Source organism: Cellulomonas sp. ES6 (assembly GCF_030053835.1).
Lineage (GTDB): Bacteria > Actinomycetota > Actinomycetes > Actinomycetales > Cellulomonadaceae > Cellulomonas.
Genome location: NZ_CP125655.1, coordinates 3,757,072 through 3,775,460, shown reverse-complemented (window position 1 = coordinate 3,775,460; position 18,389 = coordinate 3,757,072). Strand labels below are relative to the sequence as shown.

Below are 18,389 nucleotides of genomic sequence, written 5' to 3'. Positions count from 1 at the left end.
CACGACCAGGAGCGGGAGGCGAACGTGTGGCCGACGGCTGAGCTCCACGTGCACATCGAGGGCACGCTCGACGCCGACCTCATCCGCGTGCTCGCCGCGCGTCACGGCCTGCCCGTCCCCGCCGGCGCCGGCCGGGGCGCCCCGTTCCGCGACCTCCAGGAGTTCCTGGACGTCTACTACGCGAACCTCGACGTGCTCCGCACCCGCGAGGACTTCCGCGACCTCGGCGCGCGCTACCTGGACCGCGCCGCCGCCGCCGGGGTGCGGCACGCGGAGGTGTTCGTCGACCCGCAGTCCCACACCGAGCGCGGCGTGCCGGTCGCGGACGTGCTGCTCGGCCTCGCGGACGCCCTGGCCGGCGCGCGGGAGCGGCACGGCATGTCCGGCGGGCTGATCGTCTGCTTCCTGCGGCACCTCGGGCCGGACGCCGCGATGGCGACGCTCGAGGCCGTGCTCCCCCACCGGTCGCTGCTGCTCGGGGTCGGGCTGGACTCCAGCGAGGTCGGGTTCCCGCCGTCGCTGTTCCGCGACGTCTACGAGCGCGCCGCCGCCGAGGGCCTGCACCGCGTCGCGCACGCCGGCGAGGAGGGCGGGCCGGACTACGTCTGGGAGGCCCTGGACGTGCTGGGCGCCGAGCGGATCGACCACGGCAACCGCGCGCTGGAGGACGTCGAGCTGGTCGCGCACCTGCGCGAGACCCGCACCCCCCTGACCGTGTGCCCGCTGTCCAACGTCGCGCTGCGCACCGCCGGCCCGGACCTCGCCGACCACCCGATCGCCGTGATGCTCGACGAGGGCCTGCGCGCGTCGGTGCACTCGGACGACCCGGCGTACTTCGGCGGCTACCTGGACGACAACGTCCGGGCGCTGGTCGCGGCCGGCGCGGTCACCGAGGACCAGGTCGGCGTGCTCGCCGCGAACGCCGTGGTGTCGTCGTTCCTGCCCGAGGCCGGCAAGGCGGCGCTGCTCGCGGAGATCCGCGCCCACGCGCTGGCCGTGGGCGCCGCCGTGCCCGCGCTCGCCGCCGGCACCGACGACGCGGCCGGCTCCGACGACGCGGCCGGCTCTGACGACGCTCCCGGCTCCGACGACGCCGCGGCCGGCTGAGGCGGGCGCGTGCAGAGCAGCGAGGTCACCACCGGGCGCCGGGTCGCGGTCGTGCTGGAGCCGGGCGACGAGGTGCTGTCGTCCCTGGCCGAGGCGTGCCGCGCGCACGGGATCCGGCAGGGGTTCGTGCCCGTGTTCTCCGGGGCCTTCCGGTCGGTGCGGTTCATCGCCGCGGACACCCCCGTCGCCGACCAGGAGCCGCCGCTGCCCCAGGAGGTCACCGTGACCTACTCCGAGGGCATCGGCAGCGGGACGATCCTGTGGGACGCCGAGGCGCAGGCCGCCACGCCGCACGTGCACCTGGCGGTGGGCGTGAAGAACGCCGCCGCCGCGGGGTTCGCCGGGCACCTGCTCGGGGCAGAGGCGCACTACACGGTCGAGGTGCTGGTGGAGGAGGTCGTCTCCCCCGCGCTGCTGCGCGTGCCGGACCCGCGCGCGTACGGCATCCCCACGATGCGGTTCGCCTGACGCGGCGCGGACCCGCTACTCCGTCTCGTCCAGGCAGGCCATCGCGAGGAACAGGTCCACGCGGTCGGCCATCGTGCCCATGTCGCGGTTGGTCAGCTCCTCGATGCGGGCGATCCGGTAGCGCAGCGTGTTGGTGTGCAGGTGCAGCTGGCGCGCGGTCTCCTGCCAGGCCCCGCCGCCGTCGAGGAACGCCCGCAGCGTGCCGACGAGGTCCGCGTTGTGCCGCTCGTCGTACGACACCAGCGGTGCCAGCACCTCCCGGGCGTACCCGGCGCGCGTGCTCTCCCCGAGCATCCGCAGCAGGGCGCGGTGCGACTGGACGTGCAGCGAGGTCGACACGACGACGGGGCCGGTGCCGGACGCGTTCTGCACCCGCTCGACCGCCGTGGCGATGGCCGAGTTCAGGCGGCTCACGCCGCTGACCGGGTCGCTCAGCCCCACGCGGAGCTGCCGCCCGGCGAGCAGCAGGTGGTACTCCTCGGTCAGGTGCTCCGCGAGCGGCCGCTCGTCGTCGCCCGCGCCGTTCACCAGCAGGATCGCGAGGTCGTCCGTGCGGCAGCCCATGACGCGGTGCCCGCGGGCGGACAGGGTGCGCTGGAGCATCTCCAGCGTCGCCGCGCGCGGGAAGCGCGGGTCGTCCACCCGGGCGGCGACGATCGTCGTCTCGTCCTGCGGGGCCATGCCCTCCAGGCGCATCCGCGCGGAGATGGCGCCCGGGGACGCCTCCTGGTCGCGGATGGACGTGATGAGCGCGGCGACCTGCGCGTCGCGGGTCTCCCGCCAGCGGGCGGCGAGCTCCATCTCGACCCGCAGCGCGCCCACCAGGGCGTCGACGGCCAGCGTGACCTCGTCGGAGAACGCGCGGTGGTCGCCCCAGACGCCCAGGAACCCCGACCGGTCGCGCGCGCCGGTGCGCACCACCGTCGCCGGGCCGCCGGGACCCGGGACGATCACCCGGCGCTCGTGCTCCCGGGCGATCACCGCGTTCCACTGCTCCGCCACCTGCGCGCGGCCCGGCGCCGCCCCCGCCGAGGCGAGCAGCGCCCCGGTCTCGTCGATGACCCAGCACCCCACGGAGAACTCGGCGGTGAGCTGACCGAGCAGCTCCGCGACGCCCCCGCCGCGCGCCACGGCGTCGGCGATCCGCCGGCTGAACCGCATCGTCCGGCTCGCCAGCCCCGCCGGGGAGCCCGGCTGCTGCGCGGCGACGGCGTCGGCGATCCGCCGGAACGACACCCCGGGCGACACGGTGAGCAGCGTCAGGCCCCGCTCCCGGCACGTCGCGATCACGTCGTCCGGGATCACGCCGATCTCGATCAGCCCCAGCACCACCGCCGCCACGCCCTGCTGCGCGAGCGCACCGAGGAACGTCGCCGCGCCGCCCGGCCGGTCCAGCCACAGGCCGGACGTGAGCACGACGTCACCGGTCGACAGGAACCGCGACGGGTCCGGCAGGTCCGTGATGTACGCGGACTGCACGGGCCGGTCGAGCGCGTCGGGCTCGGCGGCGACGACGCTCAGCCCCAGCTCCGGGTCCGCCAGGAGGTCACGGACGTCCACTGCTCACCACCCGGTCCCCGCTCGGCACCGGCACAGTCTACGGAGGCCCCCGTGCGCGGGACCGGCACCGTCCACGGCAGGATGGTCCCGTGACCACCCACGCCCCGCTCGACCGCCCGGACCTGCCGCGCCGCCTGCGCACCGCCATGTTCGTCGACTTCGACAACGTGTACATCGGCCTGCGCCGGCTCGACCCCGACGCCGCCGAGGCGTTCGCGACCGACCCGGGCCACTGGCTGGCCGAGCTGGAGCACGGGTCCGACGCGGACGGCGACTTCACCCGGCGGTTCCTCGTGCGCGCCTGCTACCTGAACCCGTCGGTGTTCTCCCGGTTCCGGCCGAACTTCACGCGGGCCGGGTTCCAGGTGGTCGACTGCCCGTCGCTCACCCAGCAGGGCAAGAGCAGCGCCGACATCAACCTGGTGCTCGACGCCGTCGACGCGCTCGACGGGGCGACCCGGTACGACGAGTTCGTCATCGTGTCCGCCGATGCCGACTTCACGCCGCTCGTGCAGCGCTGCCGGGCGGCCGACCGCCGGGTCACGATCATCACCGCGAGCCCCGCGGCCAGCGCCTACCGCGCCGTGGCGGACACCGTCATCACCGCGGACGACCTCGCGGAGCTCGTGACGGGCGGGGACGCCGTCGAGGCTGTCGAGCCGGAGCCCGTGCCGGTGCCCGAGGTGGTGGCCGGGACCGCTCCGGCCGCCGCGTCCGGTGCCCGCGACGGGTCCGCTCCCGCCACCCCCGTGGCGGCCGGCACCGGGTCGCTCGCCGCGCGCCGCGCGGTCCTGCAGCGCGTGCGCTCGGCCGACCGCCCGGTCCCCACGGGCGCCGTCGCGCAGGCCGCGCAGCAGGCGGACCCGACGCTGCCCGCGACGCGCTGGGCGGGCGCGGGCGGGTTCCTGCCGTGGCTCGCGCAGGTCGTGCCCGAGCTCGGCGTCGCCGCGCGGCCGTCCCCCGGCTACGTGTGGGACCCCAAGCGGTTCGGCGAGGCCGACCTGCCCGGCGCCGCGTCCACCGCCCCGGGCACCGACCCGACCGCCCTGCAGCGGCAGGTCATCGCCGTCACCGACACCCCCGGCCTCAGCAAGGAGAACTACCGCGTCCTGCTGACGACGCTCGCCGACGACGTCCGCGCGCACCCGTTCGAGCGCGCCACGACGGCCCGCCGGGTGCGCGACGCGTGCCAGGAGGCCGGCGCCGCGGTCGGCCGGTCGACCGTGAACTTCGTCATCTCGGGCGTCCTGTACGCCGGGCTCGAGCTGACCTCCGACGTCACCGCCGAGGACATCGCGGAGGCGTGGGCGGACAACGTCATCGGGCTGTGCCGCGGGGCGCGGATGGAGCTGACGGAGGCCGACGAGCAGGCCATCGACGACTGGGTCGGCGGCGGCCTCCTGGACGACCCGGAGGACTGACCCGCCGCCAGGCGCACGGCTCGGGGCCCCGCGCGCCCGTCCTCGTCGTCGAGAGGCCACGAACCGGGGGTCCGGGTCACCGAGGGTCCCCGGTTCGTGGCCTCTCGACGCGCGCGCGGGCCGGCGCGCGGGTGGCGCGGAGGGCGGCGTCGGTCGGCGTCAGGCGGCGTCGCCCGAGATGTTGACCAGCCACGTGACGCCGTACCTGTCGGTCGCCATGCCGAACGCGTCGCCCCAGGGGGCCACCGTCAGCGGCTCGATCACCCGTCCGCCCTCGGACAGCTTCTCCCAGTAGCCGCGCAGCTCCGCGTCGGCGTCCGCCCCGCCGCTGAGCGACACCGAGAAGTTGTCGCCCGGCGTGTACGCCATGGCGTTCGGGGTGTCGGAGGCCATGAGCACGAGGCCGCCGGGGGTCTCGAGCTGGCTGTGCATGACCTTGTCCTGCTCGGCGGGGTCCTCGCTGGCGTGGAAGTCCGCGAACGTGCTGATGGTGAGCTCGCCGCCGAACACGGACCGGTAGAACTCCATCGCCTCGCGGGCGGTGTCGCGGAAGCCGAGATAGGGGTTGAGGCGGACGGGCATGGGGCTCTCCTCGGCGTCGACGACCGCGCGGATGTGACGGCGATCACACTGCCGTCGGTCGTCCCGTCCGTCAAGGACCGCCCGCCCCACACGGGCCGCACAGCCGGCGCACCGAGCGGGCACGGAGCGGCTCCGTAGACCTGGCGCATGACCGCAGACCTCGATCCCCGGACCCGCCCCCGCCGTCGTCCCCGCCGCCGGCTGCGCCGCGCCCTGGTCGCCGCCGCGCTGACGCTCGCGCTCACCCTCGGCGGCACGACCGCCTGGGCGCTGAACCGGTACGTGATCGCGCACGTCGAGATCGCCGACGTCGACGCGTACGAGGCGGCGCAGGCCGGCACGGCGGCCGGCGCCTCCGACGACGCCGACGACGCCACGCAGGACGCCGCCGACGACGCGACCGTCACCGCGACGACCTACGAGTCCGACGACGCGAGCATCAGCATCTCCACGGTGGTCACCGGCAGCGGCGACGACCAGGTCACCTACTACGTCGCCGACGTCACGCTCTCCGACGCCACCGTGCTGCGCTCGGCGTTCGCCGACAACCAGTTCGGCACCAACATCACCGAGACCACCTCGGAGATCGCCGAGGACAACGACGCGGTGTTCGCCGTCAACGGCGACTACTACGGCTTCCGCGACACGGGCATCGTCATCCGCAACGGCGTCGTGTACCGCGACGAGGGCGCCCGCGAGGGCCTCGCGTTCTACGCGGACGGCCACGTGGAGGTGTACGACGAGACGGCGACGACGGCGGACGAGCTGGTCGCGGCGGGCGTGTGGAACACGCTGTCCTTCGGCCCGGCGCTCGTCGAGGACGGCGAGGTCGTCGACGGCATCGAGGACGTCGAGGTCGACACCAACCTCGGCAACCACTCCATCCAGGGCGACCAGCCCCGCACGGCCGTCGGGGTGGTCGACGACAACCACCTCGTCTTCGTCGTCGTGGACGGCCGTTCTCCCGGGTACTCCGCGGGCGTCGACATGACCGAGCTCGCCGGGATCATGCAGTCCCTCGGCGCCGAGACCGCCTACAACCTGGACGGCGGCGGCTCGTCGACCATGTACTTCGACGGGTCCCTGGTGAACGACCCCCTCGGCCGCGGGACCGAGCGCGGCACCTCCGACATCCTGTACGTCGAGGGCTGAGCCGTGCTGGTGCTCATCCCGTCCTACCAGCCCGACGAGCGCCTGGTCCGGCTGGTCGCCGACCTGCGGGGCGCCGCCCCCGACGTGCACGTGCTGGTCGTCGACGACGGCAGCGGCCCCGCGGACCGGGCCCTGTTCGACGCCGTGGACGCCCTCGGTGCCACGGTGCTGACGCACCCGGAGAACCGCGGCAAGGGGTGCGCGCTGAAGACCGGCTTCGCCCACGCCGAGCGCCACCACCCCGGGCAGGACGTCGTGTGCGCCGACAGCGACGGTCAGCACTCGGTGGCCGACGTGCTCCGGGTAGCGGCAGCGCTCGCCGCGCAGCCTGCCGGGCGACGCGCCTGCGTGCTCGGCGCCCGGGCGTTCAGCGGTCCGGTCCCCGCGCGGTCGGCGCTCGGCAACCGCGTGACCGCGTGGCTGTTCCTCCTGACGACGGGTGTGCGGCTCCGCGACACGCAGACCGGGCTGCGCGGCTACCCCTCGGACCTGCTGCCGTGGCTGCGCACCGTGCGCGGCGAGCGGTTCGAGTACGAGCTGAACGTGCTGCTGCGGACCGCGGCGGACGGGCTGCCGGTCGAGGAGGTCGAGATCGCGACCATCTACCTCGAGCGGAACGCGTCGTCGCACTTCCGCCCGCTGGCCGACTCCGTGCGGGTGCTGGCGCCGCTGCTGCTGTTCTCGGCGTCGTCGCTCGCGGCGTTCGCGGTCGACACGCTCGCCCTGCTGGCGTTGCACGCGGCCGCCGGCTCGCTCGCGGTGTCCGTGCTCGGTGCGCGGGTGCTCAGCGCGTGGACGAACTTCGAGGTGAACCGCAGGCTCGTCTTCCGGCGCGGGCGGCACCTCCCGGCCCGACGGGCCGCGGTGCGGTACGCGGTGCTCGCCGGGGCGCTGCTCGGTGCCGGCTACCTGATGCTGGCGCTGCTCACCGCGCTCGGCCTCGGGCTGCTCCCGGCGAAGGTGCTGACCGACGCCCTGCTGTACCTGCTGAGCTTCCAGCTCCAGCGCCGGGTGGTCTTCACCCCGGCGCCGGGGCGGGCGACGAGGCGCGAGCCCGCGCGGCGCGCCGGTGCCCGGTCGGGCTGAGCCGCCGCGGGTGTGCGCTCACGCCCCGAGCAGCCTCCGGGCGACCGCCCGCGCGGCCCGGCGGCCCGAGACCAGCGCGCCCTGCTGCGACGGGGTGTCCCGGTGGTCGCCGCACACGTACCGCCCGTCCCCCAGGTCGACGGGCCGGCGCACCCGCAGCGGCGGCGGCACCGCCGGGAGCGCCGCGGCGACCTCGTGCGTCGCGAGCTCGCGCCAGCCCCGCGGGTCGGCCCCGAGCATCTCGCCGGCCTGCCGGCGCACCGCGGCGGGGTCGGGCCGGGCGGCGGGGTCCCGGGGACCGGGCGCCAGCACGCACGTCGCCTGTACGAGCTGCGCGCCCGCCGGCGCGGAGCCCGGCGCGACGGCCGACACCAGCGCGGCGTTCACCACGGGCCCGCGCCGACGCCCGTCGACGACCACCGCGTCGACGCGCGGGACCCCCTCGGCCTCCCACCACGTGGTGACCAGCCCCCGCACCGGTGGCGACTCGACCCCGGTGAGGGCCGCGGCGCCGGCCGCGTCGGTGGCGACGACCACGGCGCGCGCCGCGATGCCGCCGCCGTCCGCCCGCACGGCGTGACCGCCGGGCACCGGCTCGACCGCGTCGACGCGCACCCCGGTCGTCACGTGCGGCAGCGGCGCCGCGAGCAGGGCGGGCAGGGCGCCGGCCCCGCCCGTGGGGATGCCGGGCGTGCCGCGGAGCATCGAGCGCACGACCAGCCGCACGAAGGCTGCGGACGTCGAGCCGGACTCGTCGGCCAGCACGCCCGCGAGGAACGGCTCGAGCACCTCGTGGCGCAGCAGCCCGTCGAGGCCGGCCGCGCGGAACGACTCCGCCAGCGTGGCGTCCGGCCCCTGCTCGAGCGCGCGCACCGGACCGCGCGCGGGGGCGGCCCAGCGCGCGAGCGCCGCCAGCTCGCCGACGCGCAGGTAGCCGCTGCCCAGCGTCGCCGGCAGCGCGCCGGGCGCCCGCCGGGGGTCGGCGAGCAGCGCCAGGCCGTCCGCGCGGCGGACCGCGACACCCGCGAGGAACGGCTGCACCCGCAGCGCGGCGACGTCGACCTCCCGGCGCAGGGCCGGGTAGGCGGGGTTGACCACCTGGAACCCGCGGTCGAGCGTGAACCCGTCGACCCGGTCGCTGCGCATCCGGCCGCCGACCACCGGCGCCGCCTCCAGCACCCGGACGTCGAGCCCGCGGGCGTGCAGCACCCGCGCGCAGGTCAGGCCCGCCAGGCCGGCTCCCACCACCACGACGTCGCAGTCCATGCGGGGAGCCTAGGGGCGCGCCCACCGGCCCGCCCGGGGGCGCGGCGCCTCACACCAGGTCGAGCCCCGAGGCCACCGCGAGCAGCTCCTCGATGACCGCCACGACGGCCGGACCGGGCTCGCGGCGGGTGGCCCGGTGGCGGGCGACGAGCCGCCGCGAGCCGAGCCCGGGCACCGTCGCGACCGTCACCCCGTCCGGGAGCTCGCCCTGCAGCGCCAGCGCCGGCAGCAGCCCGACCCCCTGCCCGGCCGCGACGAGCGCGAGCGCGACGTCGAAGTCGTAGTACACGTGCCGGACGGTGGGCGCCCCCAGGGCGGACGTCACGCGCCCCATCGCCCGCGCGGCGGCGGTGTTCCGCTCGGCCGCGAGCCACGTCACGCCGGCGAGGTCGGAGAGCTGCGTGGGTGTCGCGACGGAGCCCGGGAGCACCAGGCGCCACGGCTCCTCGAGCAGCACCACGTCCCGCTGCCCGCGCGGGACGTGCGTGTCGGCGTCCTCGTCCCGCTCCAGCAGCACCACGTCGGCGTCGCCCTCGCGCAGGCGCCGCATGGACTCGGCCGGGTCGCGCTCCTCGACGACGAGCTCGATGCCCGGGTGGCGCTCGGCCACGACCGCGAACGTCGGGGCGACCACCGCCCGGATCGCCGTCTGGAACCCGGCGACCGTCACCCGCCCGGACACCTCGCCGCCGAGCGCCGCCAGCGACTTGCGGGCCTCGACCAGCTCCGACTCGATGCGCTCGGCGGCCTCCGCGAGGATGCGCCCGGCGGCCGTGAGCGTCGCCCCGCGCGGCCCGCGGTCCAGCACCGGCACGCCCTCCTCCGCCTCCAGGCGGGCGATCTGCTGGGACACCGCGGACGGCGTGACGTGCAGCAGGTCGGCGGCCGCGAGCACGCCGCCGGCGCGGTGAACGGCGAGCAGGACGGCGAGGCGGCGCGGGTCGGTCGGCACGCCACCAGACTAGTTCAGTTCTGCTACATCCCGGTCGCATCATCGTTCGATTGTGCTGAACCCGATCCGGACGCACACTGGTGCCGTCGGGAGGCCGCGGGACGGCACGCCCGGCACCCCCTCACCCACCCCTGGACCTTCCTGGAGCACGCCCGTGTCCGCTCTCGTCACCGCGCTCGGCTGGGTCGGCGCGGTCACGTGCCTCGTCGCCTACGTCCTCGTCACCCGCGGCACGTGGGCCCCCACCTCCGGGCGGTACCAGCTCGCGAACGTCGTCTCCGGGCTGTTCATGGGGCTGGTCGCGGCGAGCAGCGGCGTGTGGCCGTCGGTCGTCACCAACGCGGTGTGGGCCGTCGTCGGCGTGCACGCCGTCGCCGTGGTGCTGCGCGCGCGACGGCAGCGGGCGCGCGAGGCGGAGCGGGCCGCGGGCGACACCCCGCCGGCGACCGTCGCCCCCGACCCGGCGCCCGCGGGCGGGCCGCTGGGCGCCGTCGACCTCGCCGCCTGAGCCCGGGGGCGACCCCGCCTCTCGGCGACTGCTAGCATTGCTAGCAATCATCGAGGGAGGCACCGTGGCGACCGTGACCGTGCGGAACCTGGACGACGAGGTGCAGCGACGCCTCAAGGAGCGCGCAGCGCACCACCACCGGTCCATGGAGGCCGAGGCGCGCGCGATCCTCAGCGCGGCGGTCCTCGACACCGGCCTGACCCGGTCCTGGCTCGACGCCGCGCGCGACCTGCGCGGCGACGACCTGACGCTCCCGACGCGGTCGGCCCCGCGCGAGGTCGATCTCGGGTGATCGTCCTCGACACGAACGTGCTGTCCGAGCCGCTGCGCGCGGAGCCCGACCCTGGTGTGCTCGGGTGGCTCGACGACGTGGACGGGTCCGCCGCGGTGACCGCGGTCAGCGTCGCCGAGCTCCTCACCGGGGCTCAGCACCTGCCCGCCGGGCGACGGCGCGACGGCCTCGTCCGGGCGATCGAGGCCATGGCGGAGTCGTTCCGGGACTCCGTGCTGCCGTTCGACGTCGACGCCGCCCGCCGGTACGCCGGCTTCCAGGCGGCCAGGCGCGCCGCCGGCCGCCCCCTGAGCGTCGAGGACGGCATGATCGCCGCCATCTGCGCGAGCCGGGGCGCGACGCTCGCGACGCGGAACACCCGTGACTTCGCCGGGCTCGGCCTCCCGCTGGTGGACCCGTGGGAGGCTGGCCGCCCCTGAGCCACGCCGTCGGTTGCGGCGCGGGCGACGCGGCGACGACGATCGCGGCATGTGGACCGACCGCGCCGCCGTGCTGGACGACGTCTCCGCCGGCGACTGGGTCCGCCCGCGGCTCGGCCGCTGGACCACGGTCACCGGGCTGCTCCCGGGCGGGTTCGAGGCGTACGCGCGGGTGCTGCACCCGGTCGTCGGGGCGCTCCCCGACGCACCGGATGACGCGCCGTGGGCGCCGCTGCGGTGGGCCGACGTCGCCGCGGTCACCGGGCGCACCCTGCACCCGCTGGTCCAGTGGCACCGCCTCGTGGGGGGCGACGACGCGGATCCGTCGGACCCCGACACCGCGCTCTGGCCGCACGGCCGACCGGCGGAGGGTCACCTCGCCCTCCCCCAGCTCACCGCGCTCTGCCGCGCGCTGGCCCCGCACACCGCGACCGCCGACCGGTGCCTGATGGCGGTGTGGGAGGGCTGGGGCGCCCTCAACGGCGGCTCCGTGCGGATGACCGTCGTCGACGGGCGCGTGGCCCGCACCGAGCCCGTGCCGCGCGCGTTCACCGACGCCGAGTGGGACGCGCCGCGGTTCCGCCTGCCCGCCCGCGACTACCTGCTGGTCGCCGGGCCGCTCGACGCCGTGGTGGACGTGGCCCGCGGGCCCGGCGACGGCGACGGCCAGTCGCCCGCGCTGATCTGGCCGCAGGACCGCGCCTGGTGCGTCGGGACGGAGGTCGACCACGACTCGACCCTCGTCGGCGGCACCCGGGAGGCGGTCGCGGCGGTGCTGGCCGAGCCGGCGCTGGAGGCGTTCCCCGTCGGGCCGGACGACCCGCTCGCGTTCGACGGGGACACCGTGAACGCGCCGTCCGACGCGCCGGGCGCCGGTCGGTCCTGACGCCGGGCGGGCACGGTCAGACGTCGAGCACCCGGAGCCGCACCCGCACCGGCCCGCCGGTGGTCAGGCCCTCCGCGTCACGCACGGCCCGCTTCACCGGCAGCGAGTACGCCCGGTGCTTCCCGTCGGGGAAGATCGACGTCCGCCACGTGGTGCCGCCCACCGTCACCTCGACCCGCAGCGACCCGAACCCGCGCGCGAACGCCCCGGCCCGCTCGAGGATCTCGTCGGACGCGTCCTCGGGCACGCTGACGAACGTCCACCGCTCGGTGCGGCGGGCGTCCCACTCCCACAGCGGCGCCTCGAAGTCGAAGGTCATGCCCCGATGGTGCCCGACGGCGCCGACACGCACCCTCAGCGGCGCCGCAGCGCCAGCCAGCCCGCCCCGGCCAGCACGAGCACGCCCACCACGACGCACGCGATCCCCGCGGCCGACGACCCCGCGCCCGGCCGGTAGACCTGCTCGCTGAGCTGCGCGTACGCGAACCAGCCGCTCGGCCGGCGGGTCAGCAGCCAGGCACCGACCCCCGCGATGACGGCACCGACGACCGCGACGACGAGGGCGGACGCGCGGCGGCGGGGAGCGGGCACGGGACCGAGCATGCCGTGCCGCGGCCCGTCAGGTGGCGACGACGAGCCGGAGCGTCACCGTGTCGCCGACCTCGACGTCCTCGGCCCGGCGCACGGCGGCCTTGATCGGGACCAGGTAGCCGCCGTCGCGCGGGAACAGCGACGTCGTCCACTGCGTCCGCCCGAGCGTCACCGCAACCGGGATCACGCCCCAGCCGTAGGACACGAGCGCCGACGCGGCGTGCAGCGCGGCGGCCTCCTGCTCGCCCACGGGCACGAAGTGGAACGGCGCCGGCCCGCGCCAGTACACGACCTCACCGGTGAACCGCAGGTCCATCCGGCGAGCGTACCCAGGCGGCGGGGAGCCGGCCCGCCCGGGCCCTTGCCCCCGCCGCTCCCCCGGCGCGACCCTGGTTCCGCCGACGTCGCCCAGGAGCCCCCATGTCCGTCAGCACCGCGCTCGCCGACCTCCGCGCCCGCCTCCGCGGCCGGGTGGTCACGCCCGAGGACCCCGACTACGACGCCCTGCGCGCCGTCGTGCCGGGCGGCGTGGACCCGCGCCCGGCGGTCGTCGTGCGACCGCTGGACGACGCCGACGTCGCCGCCGCCGTGACCGTGGCCCGGGAGTCCGGGCTGCCGCTCGCCGTGCGCAGCGGCGGCCACAGCAACGCCGCGCACGGGTCGGTGGACGGCGGGATCGTCGTCGACGTGCGCGACCTCACGGAGCTCGACGTCGACGTCGAGCGGCGGACCGCCTGGGTCGGGGCGGGCCTGACCGCGGGTGCCGTGACGGCGGCCACGGCGGCGCACGGGCTCGCGGTCGGGTTCGGGGACACCGGGTCGGTCGGCGTCTCCGGCATCACGCTGGGCGGCGGCGTCGGCTACCTCTCGCGGGCGCACGGGCTGACGATCGACAACCTGCTGGCCGCGGACGTCGTGCTCGCCGACGGGCGGGTGGTGCGCGCGGACGCCGAGCAGCACCCGGACCTGTTCTGGGCGCTGCGGGGCGGCGGCGGGAACGTCGGCGTCGTGACGCGGCTGCAGCTGCGGCTGCACCCGCTGGACGGCGTGGTCGGCGGGATGCTCGTGCTGCCGGCCACGCCCGCCGCGGTCGCCGGGTTCGTCACCGCGACCCAGGCCGCCCCGGACGAGCTGTCCGCGATCGTCAACGTCATGCCCTGCCCGCCGCTGCCGTTCGTGCCCGCCGAGCACCACGGGTCGCTCGTCCTCATGGCGCTGGTCTGCTGGTCGGGTCCGGCCGAGGCGGCCGACGCGGCGCTGGCGCCGCTGCGCGCGTTCGGCGAGCCGCTGGCGGACCTGGTGCGCCCGGTCCCCTACCCCGAGCTGTTCCCGCCCGCCGACCCGGAGTACCACCCGCGGGCCGTCGCCCTGACGCTGCTGACCGACCACGTCGACCTGCCGCTCGCCGAGCGCCTGGTGGAGCGGCTCTCCGCGGTCGACGGGATGCGGGTGGTGCAGCTCCGCGCGCTCGGCGGGGCGATCGCGCGGGTGGACCCGCAGGCCACGGCGTACGCGCACCGGTCGGCCCGGCTCATGGGCAACGTCGCCGCGTTCGTGGACGGACCGGACGACCGCGAGCGCCGCGCGGCGTGGGTCGCGCAGACCGCCGCCCTGCTCGACCAGGGGAATCCGGGCGCCTACGTGAACTTCCTCGCGGACGAGGGGCCGGAGCGGGTCCGCGCGGCCTACCCGGGTGCCACCTGGGACCGGCTGGCCGCGGTGAAGGCGGTGTACGACCCGGGCAACCTGTTCCGCCGGAACCAGAACGTCCCGCCCGCCGGGTGACGGCGGGCGGGACGTCCCGGTGGGGTCAGGCTGCGGCGAGGACGCGCTGCTCCTGCCGCTCGACGGCGGCCTGCTCCTCGGCGACGACCTTCCGGTACGCCGGCAGCTCCGGGTAGAGCTCGGTGCCGGTCAGCGGGTTGCGGCGCGTGGTCACGATCCGGTGCAGCTGGTAGACGGCGAGCGCCACGTTCGACGCGAGCGAGATCGCGCTGACGGTGAACAGCGCGGCCGGGTCGTGCGAGGACTCCACCGCGAACACCGACGACGACACGAACGTCGGGAACGCCATCGTGAACATCATCCACAGCGCCAGGGTGTGCGCCCGGTGCTGCAGCCACGCCCCGCGCTTGAACACGAACGCCGGGATGGTGCAGGAGATCAGCAGGGCCGCACCCGCGTAGAACGCGTGGTCGCCGACGCAGTTGTAGACGTAGGCGAAGTTCCACAGGTCGTAGGGGATGATCCAGAACCACAGCATGTCCGGCCAGATCATGTCGCGGCTCGGCGAGCGGCTGATCATGATCCCGGCCCAGCCGCAGATCGTCACGAGGTTGAGGATGCCGGCGACGCCGTTCATGACGTTCCACGGGCCGGGGACCATGTAGACGCCGTCGACGACGCCCTCGGACATCCCGGCGACCTGGAAGTCGCGCAGCACGGCCTCGGCGATGTTGATGGCGAGGATCGCCGCCGGGAACGCGAGCGCCCAGCGCTTCGCGGCCAGCTTCGGGTGGTACCGCAGGGCCATGAAGCCGAGGCACCCGGCGAGCGCCGAGTACACCTTGACCCAGTGGAACCACGTGCCGGTGGAGGAGCCCGCCCCGGCGGTGTGGGGCCAGACGAAGATCGTCAGCACCACCGGCAGCGCCACGAAGAACGCCAGGCCGGCGGCGCGCCAGCGGCGGGTGACCTCGTTGAGCCCGATGAGCGCGGCGAGCACGACGCACCACATCAGGGCCGAGTACCAGGGGATCTGGTCGAACAGGAACACGGTGCCTCCTTGCGAGCGGTGCCGTCGCGTCCAGCGGCGGCGCGGGGTGTGCGCCCGGTCAGGGCGCCGGTCGTCGTCCGACCAGGTCGAGCCGCAGGGTCTGCCGGACGAGCGAGGCCAGGACGGCGTCGGGGACGTCCGGCTCGGTGCGGACCAGGCCGACGAGCCCGTGCACCAGCACGACGAACGTCGCGCGGACGTGCTCGATGGCCAGCCCGTGCCGGGCGGAGTACGCCTCGACGGTGGTGACCTGGAGCGTGTCGACGACCGCCGCGACGGCCCGGTCGACGAAGCGCTGGTACAGCGCCGCGTTCTCCGGGCGGTGCAGGTCGGCCCGCACCGGGTCGTCCGAGGCGGTCTGGGCGCGGAACAGCGCCACGACGTCGCGCAGCGCGCCCTCGACGTCCCCGACGGTGCGGTGCGCGTCCCAGGCCCGCACGGACTCCGCGAACGCCTCGACCCGGCGCTCGAGGACGGCGTCCAGCAGGTCCTCGGTGGTCGGGAAGTAGTGGTACACGAGCCCGCGCGTCACGCCGGCGGCCCGGGCGACGTCGCTGACGGTGGTGCGGCTGAGCCCGCGCTCGGCGTACGCACGCTCCGCGGCGTCGAGCAGCGCGGCCCGCCGCTCCTCGGGGTCGAGGACGGTGCGCCGGGTGCTCTCGCCGCTGGTCATGGCACCACGGTAGGACGCATTGACACATCGTCAATGGGACGATCGTCCCGTCGTGCGCACCCCTCCCCTTCCCCGTGCCGGAGGGCGGTGCCACGATGCTGCGATGCGCGTGCACCGGCTCATCCACGTGTTCGACGCCCCCGACCTCGCCGCCGAGAGCGGCTTCTGGGCGGCCCTGCTCGACGGCACCGTCGAGGCCGAGGACGACTGGCACAGCGTCGTCGTCGACGGCGAGTGGCGCATGGGCTTCCAGCTCGCCCCGGACCACGTGCCGCCGGTCTGGCCCGGCGGGCCGCAGCAGCAGCAGATCCACCTCGACGTCTGGGTCGACGACCTCGCCGAGGCGCACGAGCGCGCCATGGGGCTCGGGGCGCGGCTGCTCCAGGCGGCGCCCGACCCCGCCACGACCGGCGAGGTGTTCCAGGTCTACGCCGACCCCGCCGGGCACCCGTTCTGCCTGTGCCGCGGGCCGCTGCCCGCGTCGGAGGCGGCCGGCTCCTGACCGCGCGCGGGCCGCCTCAGGGCAGCGTCGCCGCCGGTGTCGCCGGCGGCACCAACCGGCCCCGCGCCAGCAGCACCACGGTCCCTGCCGCGAGCGCCAGCAGCAGCGCGGTCCCCACAGCCGCCACCACCACGGCCACGACCCGCACGGCGGTGTCCACCTCGGCGTGCGCGATCCGCAGGCCGGTGTTCGCCATGGCCGCGAGCCCGAACGAGAACGCCCACAGCCCCGCCGTGAACCCGCCCGCGAGCAGCCAGCGCCACAGCCGCAGCAGGAGCAGGAGCTGCAGCACCCCGTACCCGAACAGCACCAGCGCCACCGGGTCGACGTCGCCGCCGTCCACCACCAGGTACGCGTAGCAGGCGACGAAGGCCGGGGCGAGCTGCACCCCGATCACGCCGCGCGCCCGCGGCGCCACCTCGGGCCCGGTCCGCAGCCGGTGCGTGATCAGCGGCTCCAGCGTCAGCCACGACACCACCCCCGCGCCCAGGAACAGGTACCCGAGCTGCGCCTGCCCGACGGTCGCGACACCGATCGCGCTGATGAAGTTCGCCGCCACGAGCGGCAGGTAGAACCCCGGCGTCGTCGCCTCGAGCGGCTGCGTCCCCGACCACAGCGGCGCGCACCGCACCGCCGCGAACACCAGCTGCCCCGCCACGCCCAGCCACAGCAGCACCGCCGCGACCACCGGCACGTACGGGTGCAGCCCGACCGACACGAGGATCCCGCCCGCCGGCACCAGGCTCAGGAACGAGAACAGCCCCGGGTCGCGCCACTCCCGCACGACGCCGTCCCACGCCGTCACGCACCGGTACACCAGCACCGCCGCGAGCACGCACCACACCGCGCACCCGATCAGCACGACCGACTCCCCCACCCAGCGCGGCACCAGCCCGATCGTCGCGCCGTATCGCCACGCGCTGCCGAGGCCCACCAGGCCGAGGACCATGCCGAAGAAGCTCGCGGGGACGCGCTGGAGCGTGCGCACGGGCAGGACCCTCCGAGGTGCCGGGGACGGGACACCGCTGACGGTAGACCCGCCGCGACCCCGGACGTCCACTGCGCGGCGGACGTCCGGTCGATGAGGGACCGCATCGTGAGCGCGCCGCCCCGGCACGCACGCAGACCGCACTCAGCGGGCCGCGAAGCGCTCCCACCGCCACGCCAGCAGGTCGCGCGACGGCGCGTCCACCGGCCGTCGCGGCAGGGTGAGGCGCTGGCCGTGCATCGCCTGGAGACCGTGCCGGAGCATCGGTCCGTCGACCTCGTCCAGCAGCTCGCGGTCGAGCTGGACGACGTAGTCGGGCGTGATCCCGAGCAGGTCCTGGTCGTACGCAGCGTGGTGGATCTTGCACAGCGCGAGCCCGTTCGGCGTCGTCGGGAGCCCGTTCTCCTCCCCGTCCGGCACGATGTGCGCGGCGTCCAGCAGCGATCCGTGCGCGAGCCTGCACATCGCGCACCGCGTCTCGTAGGCCAGGAGCACCCGGGTCCGGAACGCCGGCTGGTGCAGGCGCTGCCTCGCGAGCCGCACGGCGTACGCCCGCTGGGCGACAGTGAGCTCCCGCAGGTCGCCCATGAACCGGAACGCCTCGTCGAGCGCGACGAGGAACGTCCGCTCCTCGGGATAGTCGTCGACGACGTACACCGGGGCGATCGGCGTGTAGTAGTTCGCGACCTCCTTGCGGAACAGGATGAGCGACATACCCGTGACCAGCGCGTTGCGCAGCTTGGCGTTGTCCCCGCCGAAGGGGTCGCCCTTCCGGTACGCGTAGTGCAGCAGCCCGTCGCTGCTCTCGACGTCGTCGTACGGCCCGTTCGCCGTCGAGACGATCGACAGCGTCGAGCCGAAGTCCGCGGGGTTCCGGATACCGCGCGAGTAGTCGATGATCGGCAGCCGGCGTCCGCCCGTGCGGTAGCCGAGCAGCTGCTCGCGGTGGAGGAACCCGCCGTTCGCCTCGGCCCGCTCGCGCACCCAGGTGATGATCTGCTCGCGCAGGGCGCTCTCGGCGGCGGTGTCCACGCCCGCAGCTGACCAGATCGTCCGTGACCAGCGCAAGCACCGCGGTCCGTACGCGGCAGGGTCGCGTCAGCGCCCGGCCCGGCACGGCGACCGCGCCCGGCTCCCGACAGCCCTGGCACACTCCGTGC

At 75.8% G+C, this 18,389-nt stretch carries 22 protein-coding genes; 11 read left to right on the top strand and 11 right to left on the bottom strand.

Going from position 1 to position 18,389, the window contains the following annotated elements:
- Positions 1-24 precede the first annotated feature (24 nt).
- The gene (add, locus tag P9841_RS17520; RefSeq protein ID WP_283319864.1) at positions 25-1,107 is read left to right on the top strand and encodes an adenosine deaminase; all 1,083 of its coding nucleotides are present in this window, start codon (positions 25-27) and stop codon (positions 1,105-1,107) included.
- A 9-nt stretch (positions 1,108-1,116) separates the two neighbouring features.
- Positions 1,117-1,575, top strand: a complete 459-nt coding sequence (locus P9841_RS17515) for a PPC domain-containing DNA-binding protein (protein ID WP_283319863.1) — start codon at positions 1,117-1,119, stop codon at positions 1,573-1,575.
- 15 nt (positions 1,576-1,590) lie between these two features.
- On the opposite strand, the gene P9841_RS17510 is transcribed toward P9841_RS17515, so the two are convergent.
- Positions 1,591-3,135 carry a PucR family transcriptional regulator gene (locus P9841_RS17510; protein WP_283319862.1) on the bottom strand — a complete coding sequence of 515 codons (1,545 nt, stop codon included), beginning with the start codon at positions 3,133-3,135 and terminating at the stop codon, positions 1,591-1,593.
- Positions 3,136-3,224: 89 nt separating this feature from the next.
- On the opposite strand from P9841_RS17510, the gene P9841_RS17505 reads away from it, so the two are divergent.
- The gene (locus P9841_RS17505; protein ID WP_283319861.1) at positions 3,225-4,556 is read left to right on the top strand and encodes an NYN domain-containing protein; all 1,332 of its coding nucleotides are present in this window, start codon (positions 3,225-3,227) and stop codon (positions 4,554-4,556) included.
- A gap of 159 nt (positions 4,557-4,715) precedes the next feature.
- On the opposite strand, the gene P9841_RS17500 is transcribed toward P9841_RS17505, so the two are convergent.
- Positions 4,716-5,138: a VOC family protein gene (locus P9841_RS17500; protein ID WP_283319860.1), complete on the bottom strand. Its 423-nt coding sequence runs from the start codon at positions 5,136-5,138 to the stop codon at positions 4,716-4,718.
- A 147-nt stretch (positions 5,139-5,285) separates the two neighbouring features.
- On the opposite strand from P9841_RS17500, the gene P9841_RS17495 reads away from it, so the two are divergent.
- Both P9841_RS17495 and P9841_RS17490 read left to right on the top strand, forming a co-directional pair.
- Positions 5,286-6,290: a phosphodiester glycosidase family protein gene (locus P9841_RS17495; protein WP_283319859.1), complete on the top strand. Its 1,005-nt coding sequence runs from the start codon at positions 5,286-5,288 to the stop codon at positions 6,288-6,290.
- Between the two features lie 3 nt (positions 6,291-6,293).
- Positions 6,294-7,376 carry a glycosyltransferase gene (locus P9841_RS17490; RefSeq protein WP_283319858.1) on the top strand — a complete coding sequence of 361 codons (1,083 nt, stop codon included), beginning with the start codon at positions 6,294-6,296 and terminating at the stop codon, positions 7,374-7,376.
- Positions 7,377-7,394: 18 nt separating this feature from the next.
- Here the strand turns inward: P9841_RS17490 and P9841_RS17485 are convergent, their stop codons facing one another.
- A complete protein-coding gene (locus P9841_RS17485) occupies positions 7,395-8,642 on the bottom strand; it encodes an FAD-dependent oxidoreductase (RefSeq protein ID WP_283319857.1) in 1,248 nt (415 codons plus the stop codon).
- 49 nt (positions 8,643-8,691) lie between these two features.
- Positions 8,692-9,594, bottom strand: a complete 903-nt coding sequence (locus P9841_RS17480; protein WP_283319856.1) for a LysR family transcriptional regulator — start codon at positions 9,592-9,594, stop codon at positions 8,692-8,694.
- Between the two features lie 154 nt (positions 9,595-9,748).
- On the opposite strand from P9841_RS17480, the gene P9841_RS17475 reads away from it, so the two are divergent.
- From P9841_RS17475 to P9841_RS17460, 4 genes are all read left to right on the top strand, one after another.
- Positions 9,749-10,102 carry a CBU_0592 family membrane protein gene (locus P9841_RS17475; protein ID WP_283319855.1) on the top strand — a complete coding sequence of 118 codons (354 nt, stop codon included), beginning with the start codon at positions 9,749-9,751 and terminating at the stop codon, positions 10,100-10,102.
- A gap of 64 nt (positions 10,103-10,166) precedes the next feature.
- Positions 10,167-10,394, top strand: a complete 228-nt coding sequence (locus P9841_RS17470) for a FitA-like ribbon-helix-helix domain-containing protein (RefSeq protein WP_283319854.1) — start codon at positions 10,167-10,169, stop codon at positions 10,392-10,394.
- Complete coding sequence (locus P9841_RS17465) at positions 10,391-10,813, top strand: type II toxin-antitoxin system VapC family toxin (protein ID WP_283319853.1); 423 nt, start codon at positions 10,391-10,393, stop codon at positions 10,811-10,813. Before P9841_RS17470 ends, P9841_RS17465 begins: the two co-directional genes overlap by 4 nt.
- A 49-nt stretch (positions 10,814-10,862) precedes the next feature.
- A complete protein-coding gene (locus P9841_RS17460; protein ID WP_283319852.1) occupies positions 10,863-11,699 on the top strand; it encodes a hypothetical protein in 837 nt (278 codons plus the stop codon).
- A gap of 16 nt (positions 11,700-11,715) precedes the next feature.
- Here the strand turns inward: P9841_RS17460 and P9841_RS17455 are convergent, their stop codons facing one another.
- From P9841_RS17455 to P9841_RS17445, 3 genes are read right to left on the bottom strand one after another with little or no spacing between them, the layout of a single operon-like run.
- Positions 11,716-12,018 carry a DUF1905 domain-containing protein gene (locus tag P9841_RS17455; RefSeq protein WP_283319851.1) on the bottom strand — a complete coding sequence of 101 codons (303 nt, stop codon included), beginning with the start codon at positions 12,016-12,018 and terminating at the stop codon, positions 11,716-11,718.
- A 35-nt stretch (positions 12,019-12,053) separates the two neighbouring features.
- Entirely contained in the window at positions 12,054-12,290 is a 237-nt protein-coding gene (locus P9841_RS17450) for a hypothetical protein (RefSeq protein WP_283319850.1), read from the bottom strand.
- Positions 12,291-12,318: 28 nt separating this feature from the next.
- Positions 12,319-12,606, bottom strand: a complete 288-nt coding sequence (locus P9841_RS17445) for a DUF1905 domain-containing protein (RefSeq protein WP_283319849.1) — start codon at positions 12,604-12,606, stop codon at positions 12,319-12,321.
- 104 nt (positions 12,607-12,710) lie between these two features.
- Here P9841_RS17445 and P9841_RS17440 point away from each other — a divergent pair, with 104 nt between their 5' ends.
- A complete protein-coding gene (locus tag P9841_RS17440; protein ID WP_283319848.1) occupies positions 12,711-14,075 on the top strand; it encodes an FAD-binding oxidoreductase in 1,365 nt (454 codons plus the stop codon).
- A 25-nt stretch (positions 14,076-14,100) separates the two neighbouring features.
- Here the strand turns inward: P9841_RS17440 and P9841_RS17435 are convergent, their stop codons facing one another.
- Both P9841_RS17435 and P9841_RS17430 read right to left on the bottom strand, forming a co-directional pair.
- Positions 14,101-15,066: a DUF5692 family protein gene (locus P9841_RS17435; protein WP_283319847.1), complete on the bottom strand. Its 966-nt coding sequence runs from the start codon at positions 15,064-15,066 to the stop codon at positions 14,101-14,103.
- A gap of 58 nt (positions 15,067-15,124) precedes the next feature.
- A complete protein-coding gene (locus P9841_RS17430) occupies positions 15,125-15,739 on the bottom strand; it encodes a TetR/AcrR family transcriptional regulator (protein ID WP_283319846.1) in 615 nt (204 codons plus the stop codon).
- A 103-nt stretch (positions 15,740-15,842) separates the two neighbouring features.
- On the opposite strand from P9841_RS17430, the gene P9841_RS17425 reads away from it, so the two are divergent.
- Positions 15,843-16,241, top strand: a complete 399-nt coding sequence (locus P9841_RS17425) for a VOC family protein (RefSeq protein WP_283319845.1) — start codon at positions 15,843-15,845, stop codon at positions 16,239-16,241.
- Between the two features lie 16 nt (positions 16,242-16,257).
- On the opposite strand, the gene tehA is transcribed toward P9841_RS17425, so the two are convergent.
- Positions 16,258-17,229, bottom strand: coding sequence for a dicarboxylate transporter/tellurite-resistance protein TehA (gene tehA, locus P9841_RS17420; RefSeq protein ID WP_283319844.1), 972 nt, complete (start codon positions 17,227-17,229; stop codon positions 16,258-16,260).
- A 144-nt stretch (positions 17,230-17,373) separates the two neighbouring features.
- The gene (locus P9841_RS17415; protein ID WP_283319843.1) at positions 17,374-18,261 is read right to left on the bottom strand and encodes an HNH endonuclease; all 888 of its coding nucleotides are present in this window, start codon (positions 18,259-18,261) and stop codon (positions 17,374-17,376) included.
- Positions 18,262-18,389 lie beyond the last annotated feature (128 nt).